Below are 14658 nucleotides of genomic sequence, written 5' to 3' on the forward strand. Positions count from 1 at the left end.
AATATATAAAATGTACAAAAAATATACAATTATAGTAACTTGTTTTTTAAAAAATATCGTGATAACATGTAAACAATTTAGTAAATAATACCATTTATTCAAAAAATATAGAGAGGTTAAGCCGATGGATAGGGAATCGATTACAGTTGTGACCGGATATCATTTCTTGATAGATAAAGAACAAATAAGCTCGAATAAATGGTTTGGCAAAATAGATGATACAGCTTTCACTTCAATACATACACAAAAACCGTTTAAAATTCATCAAAAATTGACACCGTTTCTTCTGGAATCTGTCGCTTATGTTGTTTCTTTATTAGAACAGAAAAATCTTTTACCAGAGCCAGATCGAAGAGGAGTCATTATGAATGTGCCTAATGCTGTCTCTATAGAAATTGATTCTTATCTAAATGCTTTTCATCAACCGCGCAGAAGAATCAGACCGCATCAGAGCTTAGCTATCGATTCAAGCTCTCCAACTGCACTTGTTACCCTGCAATTCAATTTTAAAGGGCCCTCTGCAACATTGACTGATCAGTATGGTGGCTTGAGTGGTTTAGGCTGGGCGTACAATCTGATAAGGGAAAATCGTACTGATTTAATGATAGTAGTTGATATAGATCGGGAGCCTTCCTTAACAGACGATTTTGTTGGAAGTATTAGTGTTGCGGCGTTAATGAAAGAGTCTACCCTAGGGGGATAGTACCAGTCGGAAAACTAGCAGATTGGACATTTGGGCATCCGGGAAATGACAGTTTATACGGAAGTAAGCTAGAGCAGGCAATGGTCTGGCTTGAATCAGAGAATTCATCGCCACGGTTTGGTTATGTCGATCATGACAACTGGGCAATTTACTTTACCAAATCATAGGGGGGAGCAGGGAATGAGAGTAGGTATCGCTGGTCTGGGTATCGTTTCTCCTTATGGATTCGGTTTTGAGCTGTTTTCTAAAGGTCTGCTTTCTGGGAAAAGTGCGCTTACCTCTTTAACCAGATTTGATGCTCAAGGTTTTCGATCCCAAGTAGGTGGACAAGTTGACTTTCAAAGCGACAAATTAGAGGAATCAATAGCGGAATTTTGGTTGAACAAAGCCTTACAAGAGGCAGTGGAACAAGCAGAGTGCAAACTAGAGACGTGGCGTGGCTGCAAAAAAGCTATTATTTTACCAGTTGTGTGTGGGGATTCTTCATCTGCAATTGGAGAAAGGGCAGAGGTCTGGGTAAAAGACCCTTTAGAGTTCCTCCCTTTTGGATGGCGTGAGCAAACACCCGTATTACGTGTATCAGCAGCGTGTTCTTCCATTAGTTCTGCGATCGCAATGGCAAAAAGCCTTGTCTCACAGGGACAGCTCGATATGGTAATGATTGCACGAGCAGAGTTGTTAAATGAATATGAATATGCTTCGCTCGATATTGTTAAGGCTATTTCGACAGAGGCAGCACGTCCCTTCGACAAAGATCGTAATGGAATTTTAGTAGGAGAAGGGGCAGGAATCATCTTACTTGAGTCAGAGGAAAGCCTGCAAGATCGTGGGAAAAAGCCACTAGCATGGATAGATGGAATTAGTCATATTGTTAGTGGATATGAAACAAATATGGTTGAGCTGGATAAAGAAAGTACGATACAAACGATGCGTGAGGCGCTAGAGGAAGCAAAGTGTAAAAAAGTCGATTGCATTCAGGCCCATGCAACAGGTACACCACAAGGTGATCTTGTTGAGGCAGTGGGCATTGTGGAGGCTATACAAGAGGGGAATATGATCCCAGTTAGCTCCCATAAAGGTGCTATTGGACATTTGTTACGCTGTTCAGGGGTAATGGGATTGGCTTCAGGAATCATTTCTTTGCAAATGAAAGTAATCCCACCAACTATTGGTTTGATAAACCTCGATCGGGCTTGTCCTGTTCATGCAGTAATCGGACACAGTATGAAGGCAACAGTAGAATCTGTGCTTATCAATAGTTTTGGCTTCTGCGGAAATTATGTGTCGATGGTAGTCACTTCAGCAAACCGTGAGCAACAATGAGCATGGAGAATGTATGATGATAAAAAATTTATACGATAGTGTCGGAAAGTAGGAGAAAGTATGAGTTTTATACACGTTTCAAATCTACAGAAAGAGTATGCTTATTATAGAAAGGAAGTTGGGTTACTCAATTCTATTAAAAATCTGTTCCATCGGGAAAAGCTGATCAAGGAAGCGGTACAGAAGATTTCATTTGATATTGATGAGGGAGAGATGATGGCTTTTCTTGGACCAAACGGTGCTGGAAAAACAACAACCCTGAAAATTTTATCGGGCATCTTGCATCCAACAAGTGGAGAAGCAACCGTGATGGGTTATGTTCCATGGGAGCGTAAGAAGGAATTTAAAATGAATTTTTCTATCGTTATGGGGCAAAAAAGTCAGCTATGGTGGGATCTACCCGCTAATGAATCCCTATATTTAAATAAATTCATTTATGAAGTAGAGGACCGCGAGTATCAAAAAACATTGGAGGAGCTAACAGAGTTACTTGATGTCAAGGACGTTTTGGATGTACAAGTGAGAAGACTTTCCTTGGGGGAGAGAATGAAGCTAGAATTGGTGGCTGCCTTAATTCATCGACCTAAGGTTATTTTCTTGGACGAGCCTACCATTGGATTAGACCTTATCTCTCAGAAAAGCATTCGTAAATTTCTGAAGTATTACAATGAAGAGACGAAAGCTACGATCATCCTGACAACGCATTACATGAAAGACGTAGAAGACCTTTGCAAACGAGCTATTATTATCAATCAAGGAAAGATTGTCTATGATGGCAACTTAAACAAAGTAAATGAATTGCTGAACCAGAAGAAGCTCATTAAAATTCAATTTTCCTCTCCTGTTCAACAATCAGCTGTAGAGGCTTACGGGATTGTGAGAGAACACAATGAATTTGAAAGTTTGATTGAGCTGGATCGCGAGTCCTTAAAGCAAAACTCCAAGTTGATACTAGATCATTTGCCTGTAAGTGACATTAATGTAGAGGATATCCCCATCGAAGATAGTATTACGATTTTGTATAAGAAGGATGAGAAAAATGAGAAGGTTGCGCAGTTTTAGGAAATATATTCATACCTTTCAATTAGGCATACAGTCAGCAGTTGAATATCGAGCTAATTTTGTTTTGGGAATTGTGGGAAGTGTATTCTCCATCACTATATTAACCTACTTATGGACAGCTATTTTTGATAGTCAAAGTCCCGGTGCTACCGTTTTTGGGTACACCTATCGGGAGATGATTACATATACACTGATTGCAGCAGTGACAGCCAAGATCATTCAAGCTGGTTTTGAGTATGATGTAGCGGAAGATATAAAGGAGGGTGGGCTTAACAAATTTATAATTAGACCAATTGGATATCTTCCTTACAAAATCTATTCGTTTCTTGGTTCTAAACTCATATATATTGTTGTCAGCTTTATTTTAATCTTTCTCATTTTGTTCATCTTAAATAGGCTGATTCAAGTAGAAATTAACTTGGTTAATATCGGTTATTTTCTCATTACACTTTTACTTGCTCTCGTATTAAACTTCTTTATCTTCTTTAGTATTACTACCATAGCCTTTTGGCTTGAGAATGTTTCTTATATATTTGAAGCTCCGAAAATTTTGCTTGTGATTTTAAGTGGGGGGATTTTTCCACTGGATGTCTTTGATGATACGATTCTTTCTTTTCTGAACTATTTGCCATTTAAATATACGGTAAATTATCCAGTAGATGTACTTATTGGAAAGTACCAGGGGATGGAACTAGTGACAGGTATGGGTCTACAAGTATTCTGGATTGTGGCTTTTGCTCTTCTCTCCAAATTGTTATGGGGTATCGGTATTAAAAAATATATCGCTATAGGTGGATAAACATGGCATGGGTTAAAGAATTGAAAAAAATATTAAAAATTTACTATCTCTTCTGTAAAAATTGTCTGATGGCCCAAATGGAATATCGTTTTAATTTTTTTGTCGGGGTCATTGTGGAGAGTGGTTTTGTATTATCCAAGTTGATTTATATCTTCGTCATATACCAGTCGGGTTTGATTATTGAAGGATTAAGCAGAGATTCCATTCTATTGTTCTCAGGAACATTTATGTTGGTGACAGGGGTATACGTAAGCCTTTTCGTCGTTAACTTTTTCAAAATCTCAGAGGATTATATACACGAAGGAAAACTCGATTTATATATTACAAAACCAATATCTCTACAATTCCTTACTACAATGAGATATATAGACTTCGGCTTGGCGATTCCCAACTTAGTAGTCGGAGGTGTGCTACTGGTGATGGGATGGAGTCGATTAGGAATTGAGGTTAGTTTGGCCAATATCGCAGGCTACGTCCTATTTTTAATCGGAGGAATTGTAATTAGTTATACGGTCATGTTGATCCCGCATCTCTTTTCGTTTTGGTTTATTAAAACATCCGCTGTGAATGACTTGAGCAATGACATTTGGGAATTTGGGCATATGCCAGCGAGAATCTATAGTAAGACAATCCAGACCATTGGTATTTACATTATTCCGTTATTTTTAGCGAGCAACTTCGGACCATTGTATCTCTTAAATCAATTAAGCACAGCGAATATGATGTGGGGTATCCTTGCTCCACTAGCATTGTTGCTTTTGACTCGGGTATTGTGGAAGGCAGCAGTTCGGAATTATTCAAGTGCAAGCAGTTGAGTTTTCATAGAGAGGTGGAACAGTAATGAAATTCTCAGTTAGCTTCTTTTCGAATTTGAATGATTCTACAGCCCAAAACATGCAGGATCACTATGAATTTTTATTCGAAGTAATCCAATTTGCGGAGGAGCATGGCTGGTATGGTGTCTGGTTTCCTGAGAGGCACTATCATACCTTTGGTGGGTTATTTCCTAGTCCATCCGTTTTTGCCGCGGCTGTAGCAAGGGAAACAAAGAAACTGCGCATTCAGGTAGGAAGTGTCATATTGCCTCTCCATTCGCCCATTCGAATTGCAGAAGAATGGGCAATGGTGGATCAATTGTCAAAGGGGAGAGTAAGCATTTCCTTTGCTTCTGGCTGGAATCCCAACGATTTTAAAGAAAATCCAGAGCATTTCGATCATCGAAAAGAACGAATGTGGGAGGGAATGGAAAGGATTGAAAACCTTTGGAATGACCGAGAAACAGATATAACAATATATCCCAAACCCTACCAGGAACAAATCCCGATTTATGTAACCGTAGCTTCTTCAAAAGAGACTTGTTATGAAGCTGGGAAACGTGGATACCATTTGTTAACTCATTTTATTTTTAATGATATGAATGATGTAAAGCAGAAGATTGAGCTGTATCATGCTGGATTACGCGATGGAGGTCATAGCGTAGAAGACAAAGATGTAACCATTTTGCTTCATACCTATCTGGATCATGATCTAAAAGCGGTAGAACAGATCGTAAAGAATGCCTTTTATGAGTACCAGCACGCTTTCCTGTCATTGGCAGAGGCTACCCCCCATTATGAAAGTAAACGAGAAGAAGAGATTGCGAAAACGATGATGCTTAAGAAGTATTCTCCTCATTATTCCCTGCTAGGTACCCCAGAGACTTGTACGACTGTATTGAAGAAGCTAGAGGAGATAGGTGTCACGCAGGTTGCAGCGCTGGTTGACTTTGGATTAGAAAGACAGAAGATCATGGAGAGCTTGGAACGTTTGCATTCGCTTGTAAAAGAGGCGAACGTCCAAATCATTTAATGAAAGGGAATGAAAGGAAATGACAGAAGCTACGATACGTACCATCCTACAAGACATGCTTGAGATCAAGGAACCTATTGCTGAATGTGATGACCTAACCAAAATGGGTTTAGACTCCATGACTACGATTCGCTTAATAGTTGCACTAGAGCAAGCATTTGATCTGGAGTTCAGTGAGGAAGATCTCTTACTGGCAAATTTTCGAACTCTGGAGAAAATAACTGGTTTAATTAATGAACGACAATCAGAGCAAGTAGTTTATACAGAAAAGAGTGAGTGCTAATGAAAAAACAGTATCATGTAGCTGGAACCCTCTCTCAATCGCAAGCAGAAGCGATTACTTCGAAATTAATGTATAGTCTTGAGGGGATTTCCCATTGTTCCTTCTATCCTGAAACAAAGCAAATTGAAATTGACATCGTCGACAAAAGTAAAGAAACACATATTGATCAGGTTATTCAAACCATGATAGAGGAACAAAAGAGTATCCGATCTTTTCCTAATCGAATCATTCGAAAGACCGATGGAGACATCACAAAAGTACGAGTCAATGAGGAAGAAATGCTAGCAGAGTTTTCAGAGTTGGTTCGAAAAGAGTCTGCCGTTACTCTGTATGAGGCATTACAGCGCCTTTTTACGGAATACGCAGTATCTAAACAGGCAAGGGCGAGAATTTATTCTTCTTTAATTCCAAGACAGACACTGGAAAAATGTCAGTATGTGAAAAACTTTCCACAAAACCTATATGTGGTTGCCGAATTTCCTCATGAGTATGAAGTGCTTAATCAGGTTGGTCAAACAGATAACTATGAAGAACATATTCGTTGCAGTGAGCATCTTCTTTCGCCAGCTCTATGTTTTCATTGCTATGAGGAGTATTCCAATCAGACTTTGCATGAACCATTGTTACTTAGTACAGAAGGGGTTTGTTTCCGGCATGAGGCTCCATGGCGTCTGGGAAAACATCGACTTCATAATTTTAGAATGAGAGAGTTTGTTTTTATGGGAAATGAATCCTTTGTAGAGGAAACCAGGTCCTTTTTTTTAGATTTAATATGGAAATTATTTGTTAAATTAGGATTTAGTGGTTATGTAGAGACGGCACATGATCCTTTTTATTTTCCTCATCACGCTGAGAAAAGTCAGTATCAGTTGATGGCTCACATGAAATATGAGCTGATTATTTCAACTGACACAGGTAGCTTTTCAATTGCTTCCTTTAATAATGTGAAAGACACGCTATGTAAAGAGTTTGGTATTACGGAACCAAATGGTTCGATATTGCATTCAGGTTGCGTAGCTTTTGGGATTGACCGATGGGTATATGCCTTGCTGGTTGTGTATGGTACTCAACTTCAAGAATGGCCTATTCAGATAAGAGAAATTTTGGATATATAAATTTTTTTACTGTTGATAAATAGAAGGAGGCTTACTACTTATGATTTTTGCTACAAAGGAAAGAGACGTGCAATTAAAACGATTGGACAAGCTTATCTCAGGAATTCGAACGAACAAAGTAGAGCTGCTAGATATTTTGACGGAGATTGCTACTTATGATAGTGCTGAGGCTGAGATCGAATCTTCCATCGCGACTTTGCTTGGAGCTGAAGAGGAAGTGGAGCGTTACAATCCCCCTACTATTGATCGAATTGCAGTTTATCATTCATCAAATGTTTTGTTGTACTCCTACGTGTTATATGCCGCTATCCCAAGTTTATTTTGCAAGGAAATCTTGATCAGACCCTCTACAAAGGCTTTATCTACAATGGTAAAGCTTCATGATTTCTTGATGAAGCAGGCAGATATACCATCCCAACTACTCCCCATCTCCCAACGGAAATTTAGAGAACAGGCAGGGCAATCAGATGTAGTTGTCTTTACTGGGAATTATGAAAATAGTTTGAAGGTACAACAAACATATCCACAAGCTTTGTTCTTGTATTTCGGAGCTGGAATTAATCCATTTATCATTGGAGAAAAAGCAAATATAGAAGATGCTTCCAAGCGAGCTGTAGCTGCTCGTGTCTATAATTCGGGACAGGATTGTATGTGCCCCAACGTTTATTTTGTCCACGAGAACATGAAAGAGCGTTTTCTAGCTACATTGATTCAGGAGATTAAAGAATTGCAGATTGGTAAACGAAATGTACCGGGGAATGTAATTGCTCCGTTATTTTACGAGGGATTGTCCGAGCAGGCACAGGATTATCTCACACAAATGAAAGACCGTATTGTTTATGGTGGAGCAGTGGATTTGTCCATAAATTATGTAGAGCCGACTGTTGTCGTGTCCCCCCTTGAAAAAATTGGTGAGGTTATTGAGTTTTTCTGCCCAATCTTTCATGTTGTAACCTATCGAGATGAACAAGAGGTAGTGGATTGGTTACATGCGCCTGAACGTGTAGAGAGTACTCTTGGAGCCTCTGTTTTTGGAGTGCCAGAGCTAGTAGAAAAATTACGCTCTACCCATATCGTTTCAGAGAATTTGAGCTTATATGATATTGAAAATGGAAATCATCCGTTTGGTGGCTATGGTTTACAAGCGAATTATGTGTGTCACCAAGGAAATTTTACTAGTCGTCCTCTTTTAATCTCCAAAGAAGTATCAGCCGTATTTGGTAGAAAATAACTACATAATCCATAACGATAGAAGGATGTGAAGTAATGGAGGCAATAAAAAGTCTGACGATCTGGGATGCTTATGCGAGTGTACTTGTAGAGCAAGGCATAACCAAACTGTTTGGTATGGTGGGAGATGGTGCAGGGTTAATTGAATCCGCATATAAAAAAGAGGGACTACATATTTTCACGGCACGCGACCAGCGGATAGCGGTTGGAATGGCAATGGGACATGCTCAGGTGTCAGGGAATCCAGCGGTGCTAGTTACCAGTCCGGGACCTGGAATTGCAAACTGCATAATGGGTGTATTAGAGGCATATTCTGCTGCTGTACCCCTAATAGTTATCTCAAATGCCACAGCACGGAACATGCGCGGTGAAGGAGCCTTTCAAGAAACCAACTCTATTGCTATGATGCAACCTGTGACGAAATGGTGCTATCGTGTGGAGCATCCAGAGAAAGCCATTTGGGCTTTGCGACGAGCTGTTTTTGTAGCTGTTAATGGAAAACCGGGTCCAGTCTATCTTGAAATTCCAGATGATCTCACATGGGAGGAGCTAGGTAGTGGATCGTTCTCTGCTGATAAAAAGAACCTTGATGAGCAAGGCCCTATTTTTTCTCAGCCAGAAGAACAAAGTATGCGTAATGTATTCAATCAGCTAACGAAAGCAAAACGTCCTATCATCCTGTTAGGAGGGGGATGTCAACATCGTCCATTCGTGTCTGAATTAACAATCTCCTTAGCAGAGGCACATGGATTAGCCATCTTTACTACAGCATCTGGAAGAGGAATCGTAGATGAGAGACATCCTTATGCTTTTGGAAATGTAGGGCTGTATACGTTACCACAAATCAAGAAGCTCCTTTTCGAAGCAGATATGATTATAGCGATTGGAACTCAATTAGAGGAAACAGCTTTGATGGGTTGGAAGGAAGCCCTATCAAATACATGCTTTGTACATATTGATTGCCATTATGAGTCGCTAGAGCGTTCGGTTCATGCCGATTACAGGCTACTTGGGGATGCCCAGCTTTCTCTGCAAAACTTATGGCGAATGTCATGCGAGAATATGGATTGTGGTACCAATAGCAAAAATGAGTGGATAAAAAGAATGCAGGAAGTAAAACAAGAAGCTCTGTCAGTTTGGGCAGAAATAGAAGACATAAAGGCACCTGTAAGAAGTATGCTAAAGGGAATCGAGCATGAATTTGGAGAGCATGTCGTTTTGGTTCAGGATAATGGTTTACATGATATGTGGGGATATTCGTATCCTGTTTATACGGTTGCTCCGCCCAGTCGTACAGTTGTTCCCGGTGAACAAACAGCCTTGGGTTTACCGATGGGCATATCCTTAGGAGCGAAGATTGCTGATAGAAAAGCACATGTTATTGCCTTACTCGGGGATGGTTCGTTTGAAATGGGATACTCAGCTGTGGGTAGTGCTGTCGAGCATCAATTGGGTATCACTTTTATAGTGATAAATAATGGTGGATTTTCTTGGCCAAGATTTCAGCAAAGCATGAGTGAAATGGAAATAGGCTGTTGCTTTCAAATAGAGCTAAACTATGCTGCTTTGGCTCAATCGGTTGGCGGTTATTATAAAAAATTGACTACGTCAAATGAATACCAAGAGGCATTAAAAGAAGCAAGGCTGTATACAGAACAAAATAAGATTGCTTTGCTAGAATTAGTGGTTAACTGGGATCAAGACTTGCCAATTACAGTGATGATGCAATATGGAGACAAAGAACAATAAGTATGTCTCATGGGAGCGTTCGAATGGAAACAATGTATGTAGATGTCCAAATAAGCTAGGAGGAATCCCATGAATCTGGCTATTCCGACACACCATCCAGTCATGTATAACAAGCGAAAGGAATTTTTAGATTGCTTAGAGTATCTCATTTGTTCTTATATTCAAGGATTTGGAGTGCCGTATCATTGGCTACTGTCCGACAGATGGGGATTTTATTATCGAAGCATTGATGATTTCACAGCAGCAAAGGAAGAGGTATTGATACCTTTTCCTGGTACGTTACAAAAAATTTACAAGGCAGAATTTCTTCATTACGAAAAGCGTGAGCTATTGGATGTGGTCAAAGAAACTATCAGTCAAAATCGACAGCTTTTTACTGTTGTGGATGGTAGATTCTTTCCATGGTATACAGATATGGAAATCTTCTCTCATTTTGTTTTAATTCAAGATTATGATTCGGCATCTAAGCTTTTTTATATAACAGATTTGTGGCCATATGAATTTTCAGATTGGTTCCCGATCGAACCTACCAAGCAAGCCTATGAAGTAGAAGGTAGGTACAGCTTTACATTGACCGAACCATCCTTACAAATCAGCGAGGAATTGCTTCAACAGCAATTTAGGTCCGTTTGTGACAAAATTACTGGTACTGATCCTGGATATGAGGGCTATCTCAGCGGACAAAAAGCATTGCTTGCTTGTCAGCAGGATATGATATTGCATGGGAAAGATTTAGGAATTCATCTGGATAAAATATTTGACATGTTAAAACGAGTAATAAACTATCGGGATGGTTTTCTAGAGTTTGTTTTATATGCAGATCAAGACCAAACAAGCCCTGTACGCAACGAGATAGATCCAGCACTTATTACTTTAGTAGAAGAGACAGTAAATATGTGGGCTGTGTTTCGAAATTATTTGATTAAGGCGAAGGTTACGGGAAGCACTACTTTCCAAAAACAGATTGATTGGGTCGATAAAATCATTGAAAAAGAAAAAGAAGTTTATGAAAAGTTAACTACCTATTTCTAGACTGATAGAAAAGCGATTGAGGTGCTTGAACAATGAGTATGACAGAGGCACATATAATTGGTTTGGCATCCGTTTTCAATGCAAAGGGAGTATCAAACCAAGACCCAACGCTGGATGCTCAGTTGGATCATGTACACAGTAGCATTCCGGGAGAGATATTTCCAAGCGATGAAGTAATTTCATACCAAGGAATTCCTTTTGCCTTCCCATTAACTGAAACGGTTGATAATGATGTTATAAGTTGTGATGGCCAAATCATTGAAGTAAACGCTCCAAATTCCTTTCAAACCTTAGCTTTCCTAGGTTTTTCATTGTTTGGCGATTATCAGGATAAATTTACAATTCAATATGTGGATGGAATGGAGGAAGAGGCGCGATTTGGTTTAACTAACTGGAAACAGTATAAAACTGGAACACCACTGTTTGGAGAACAGATAGCAATGTCTCTACCCTATTATGTAGAGAACATGATTCTTACTGAACTCCCAAGAACCATTTGGTTGCAGAAAGTAGCTCTTCGACATTCAGAGCACATCAAGCAAGTCATACTACCAAGAAATCCATATCTGATTGTAATTGCTCTTACCCTGTGTAACGTATAGAGCCTACACGTTGGAAAGGAAGCGTACAGCAATGAAAATACGACCATTTGAACCAGAAAGGAAAGCTCCGTATTATTCCATTTGCCTTCACGTCATCCTGCATGAGCGATTAAGGCATGAGGGAATGACTAGCTTTCTTAGCTTACATCCCAATATAGAGATGTATAGCGTAACGGTTTATTCTAAGAAAAAAGATGTAATTAACATGAGATATGGTTTATGGGATGAATATATAGATTCTTTCCGTTTAAGTAAGCTGGGCTATGGAGTCAGTCCAGAGCATATGGGCTATAAAATAGAGAACATGTCGTTTAGAACCTATGAGGAAGGGAAGCTGGCTATTCTTCATAATATTCAAAATAAACATCTTTCATTGATTGGTGCTACATATTTTCACCTGCCTTACAGCGAATATTATCATAGTGATAAGTATCTGATGGATTACAATAGTCTTCACCCCGGAATTACTAAGCATTGGATATCTGTATATGGGATAGATGAGCAAAAGGCATTGATTTATGATGGTGTCCCAGGAGATTATGTTGGGAGTATACAGCTTCAAGACTTTGAAGCCTGCTGGCGTGGAGATCGGGCTATTAAACAATTAGAAAAAAATACGAAAGTACAGGGTAAAAAAGAGTTTCAAATGCTACAGCTCCATGAAATTTGCAAAATAGGTAAGAGTGACGTAATGAAACTGATGGAGAGTGTAGCTGTTACAGTTGCTTTTGAGTATACTCGGGGGCTCATCGTTCGAGAAGGTAACGACACACATTACTTTGGAAGAAGCGCAATTAATCAGCTAGTAGAGGATTTGAGCTCCTATAAATATGATGATCAACTGAATGGAGGTCATCTTTCTGATTATGGCCAAGCTGTTCTGGAAATAAAACTGATGCGCTACTACTATCTGGATTTGCTTAAAGATTTGGTAATGCTATACGGTTCTGTTTATGAGGAGGAATTGGCCCAGTTTGAGAAGATTGTAAAACGATGGGAAGTTACCAACATTGGTCTGATGAAGCATATTATGCGACAGTCGCCACTTAAAAAGTTTTTAACAACAACAATTGAGTCAGTAGAGCAGGTGGGGATGCAAGAGAATCAATTTTTTATTGAATTTCTTCACAGACATTCTCATATTTCCTTAGTAGAACCCATAAAAACAATCCAAATATGATCTCCCAAGGAAGGGAAGAAGCGGCTTGATTAATTATGAGGTTTTTGTTGGCAGTACATCCTATACAGCCCTTATTAAACAAGAAATAGAACAGCTTATGGTTAGTATGAATCGTCTGGGAGTTTCTGCGGGTCATTTGGTTGCAATCGCTATTCATGAGCCCATCTCTTGGTTAATTTCCTATTATGCATGCAAAGAACTACAAGCGGTTCCTGTCATGCTAGGAAAGGTAGCCGAATTAGACAAACAGCTGGAGATAGTTCGAGCTGACTATGTGTGCTATACGAGCGATCATTACAAGATACAAATTGAGAGATTATCCTTGGTAAAGGAAAGGGATATGCCTAGTAACACCGCCCTCATTTGCAGAACCTCAGGCTCTACTGTAGGGATACCTAAATATGTAGCATGGAGTAAAGAGGGAATTGAATATCAGAAACGCGAGACGACACAAGTATTCAAGTATAAGGAGGGGGAACGACTTCTTTTCACATTGCCACTTTGGGGAGCATATGGATTAAGTATTGTGGGAGTTTTGGAACAAAATAGCATGGATTTGGTCATTCCTGCTAATTTACGTCCTCGATCTATACTTACCGTGCTACAGGAACAGAAGGTTGGGTGGGTAGAAAGCGCTCCTTTCTTTTATCAATCTATGCTTCCTTATCTATTAAAAGAGCAGAGAGGGATTGTAGATATAGGAGTAAAGGGATGGGGATGTGGAGGCGATTTACTTACCCATGCCTTCGTTCAACAGTGGGTGAAGATGACAGGTGTTCCCATATTGGATGGTTACGGATTAACGGAAGCAGGTCCTAATGTATCACTGAATCGCCCTTATGATTATTGTTACGGAACGGTTGGCAAACCACTTGTTGGAACGGAAATTCGCTTTTCTGAGGATAGAGAGTTGTGGGTTCGAAGCCCTTCTATAATGTTAGGGTATTATGCCGATGGACAAGTAGATGCCTCGATGCTTAACGATGGATGGCTGTCTACTGGTGATATGGCAATCAGAGATGAGCAAGGGTACGTGACTATTTTGGGAAGAAAAAAGAATATCATTATTGTCAATGGATATAATGTCAGCCCAGAATATGTAGAAAGAACCATAAGAGAACACGATGGAATAAGAGACGTAGCTGTTGTGGGAATTCCCCATCCAACACGTGGCAATCGATTGTGTGCTTTTGTGGTGGGTGATGAGTCTCTTACGAAAAGAGATATAGACCTATTTGTAAAAGATAGAGTAGACGAGCCTTCCCGACCGAGTTTTTATGAAATGATTCCTGATTTACCGGTCCTAGCTAACGGAAAGACGGATCGAAATCAACTACAAGCGATAGCAGAAGTCCGATTTGGTCAAGGAAGTTTCGTGTAGACACTTGTAAGGAAAAGGAACTGGGACGTCATTCATGGAGAAATGACGGTTCAGACTATCGACAAACCCCTCTTATGCTACTGACATTAGAGGAGTTTGTTTTTTTTCGTTTTGATCTGATAATAAGTAAGAAAACAGTATAATGCTATAGAAAAAGAAAAAACAATCTTTTACAATCATTATATCTGAGTTGAGGTTTTGAAATGAAAAATTGAATATATTAATCGGAATTTTTGTAACTATTGGATTGGTTGCTTCCGATTCAAAAGTCCTACTATTCAGTATTGATTGGCAAGTATGAACCTTTACTTCCTTTTGCACGACAGAACGTAGAAATTGATGATCATATTG

At 39.4% G+C, this 14658-nt stretch carries 14 protein-coding genes; all 14 read left to right on the plus strand.

What is annotated here, in order from left to right; translation table 11 throughout:
• Window positions 1–124 precede the first annotated feature (124 nt).
• The 14 genes from BrL25_RS13170 to BrL25_RS13235 all read left to right on the plus strand — a co-directional run bounded on the left by BrL25_RS13170 (window position 125) and on the right by BrL25_RS13235 (window position 14307).
• Window positions 125–703, plus strand: coding sequence for a beta-ketoacyl synthase N-terminal-like domain-containing protein (locus BrL25_RS13170; RefSeq protein ID WP_236848040.1), 579 nt, complete (start codon window positions 125–127; stop codon window positions 701–703).
• A 180-nt stretch (window positions 704–883) separates the two neighbouring features.
• Complete coding sequence (locus BrL25_RS13175) at window positions 884–2026, plus strand: beta-ketoacyl synthase N-terminal-like domain-containing protein (protein ID WP_018673514.1); 1143 nt, start codon at window positions 884–886, stop codon at window positions 2024–2026.
• A gap of 60 nt (window positions 2027–2086) precedes the next feature.
• Window positions 2087–3088 (plus strand): ABC transporter ATP-binding protein, encoded by a 1002-nt coding sequence (locus tag BrL25_RS13180; protein WP_018673515.1) that lies wholly within the window; start codon window positions 2087–2089, stop codon window positions 3086–3088.
• Window positions 3066–3887 carry an ABC transporter permease gene (locus tag BrL25_RS13185; protein WP_018673516.1) on the plus strand — a complete coding sequence of 274 codons (822 nt, stop codon included), beginning with the start codon at window positions 3066–3068 and terminating at the stop codon, window positions 3885–3887. Before BrL25_RS13180 ends, BrL25_RS13185 begins: the two co-directional genes overlap by 23 nt.
• 2 nt (window positions 3888–3889) lie before the next feature.
• Window positions 3890–4702 (plus strand): ABC transporter permease, encoded by an 813-nt coding sequence (locus BrL25_RS13190; protein WP_018673517.1) that lies wholly within the window; start codon window positions 3890–3892, stop codon window positions 4700–4702.
• 25 nt (window positions 4703–4727) lie between these two features.
• Window positions 4728–5735 carry a MupA/Atu3671 family FMN-dependent luciferase-like monooxygenase gene (locus tag BrL25_RS13195; RefSeq protein WP_018673518.1) on the plus strand — a complete coding sequence of 336 codons (1008 nt, stop codon included), beginning with the start codon at window positions 4728–4730 and terminating at the stop codon, window positions 5733–5735.
• A gap of 19 nt (window positions 5736–5754) precedes the next feature.
• The gene (locus BrL25_RS13200; RefSeq protein ID WP_018673519.1) at window positions 5755–6018 is read left to right on the plus strand and encodes a phosphopantetheine-binding protein; all 264 of its coding nucleotides are present in this window, start codon (window positions 5755–5757) and stop codon (window positions 6016–6018) included.
• Entirely contained in the window at window positions 6018–7133 is a 1116-nt protein-coding gene (locus BrL25_RS13205; RefSeq protein WP_018673520.1) for a class-II aminoacyl-tRNA synthetase family protein, read from the plus strand. The genes BrL25_RS13200 and BrL25_RS13205 overlap by 1 nt, the downstream gene beginning before the upstream one ends.
• A 40-nt stretch (window positions 7134–7173) precedes the next feature.
• Window positions 7174–8364 (plus strand): aldehyde dehydrogenase family protein, encoded by a 1191-nt coding sequence (locus tag BrL25_RS13210; RefSeq protein ID WP_018673521.1) that lies wholly within the window; start codon window positions 7174–7176, stop codon window positions 8362–8364.
• A 35-nt stretch (window positions 8365–8399) separates the two neighbouring features.
• A complete protein-coding gene (locus BrL25_RS13215; protein WP_018673522.1) occupies window positions 8400–10112 on the plus strand; it encodes a thiamine pyrophosphate-binding protein in 1713 nt (570 codons plus the stop codon).
• Between the two features lie 69 nt (window positions 10113–10181).
• Window positions 10182–11144, plus strand: a complete 963-nt coding sequence (locus BrL25_RS13220; RefSeq protein ID WP_018673523.1) for a hypothetical protein — start codon at window positions 10182–10184, stop codon at window positions 11142–11144.
• A 32-nt stretch (window positions 11145–11176) separates the two neighbouring features.
• Window positions 11177–11746 carry a hypothetical protein gene (locus BrL25_RS13225; RefSeq protein WP_018673524.1) on the plus strand — a complete coding sequence of 190 codons (570 nt, stop codon included), beginning with the start codon at window positions 11177–11179 and terminating at the stop codon, window positions 11744–11746.
• 31 nt (window positions 11747–11777) lie between these two features.
• On the plus strand, window positions 11778–12926 hold the full coding sequence (locus BrL25_RS13230) for a cysteine peptidase family C39 domain-containing protein (protein WP_018673525.1): 1149 nt from the start codon (window positions 11778–11780) through the stop codon (window positions 12924–12926).
• A 25-nt stretch (window positions 12927–12951) separates the two neighbouring features.
• The gene (locus tag BrL25_RS13235; protein ID WP_018673526.1) at window positions 12952–14307 is read left to right on the plus strand and encodes a class I adenylate-forming enzyme family protein; all 1356 of its coding nucleotides are present in this window, start codon (window positions 12952–12954) and stop codon (window positions 14305–14307) included.
• Window positions 14308–14658: the final 351 nt, after the last annotated feature.

Origin of the sequence: Brevibacillus laterosporus DSM 25 (genome assembly GCF_002706795.1) — a bacterium.
In the GTDB taxonomy this organism is placed as follows: Bacteria; Bacillota; Bacilli; order Brevibacillales; family Brevibacillaceae; genus Brevibacillus_B; species Brevibacillus_B laterosporus.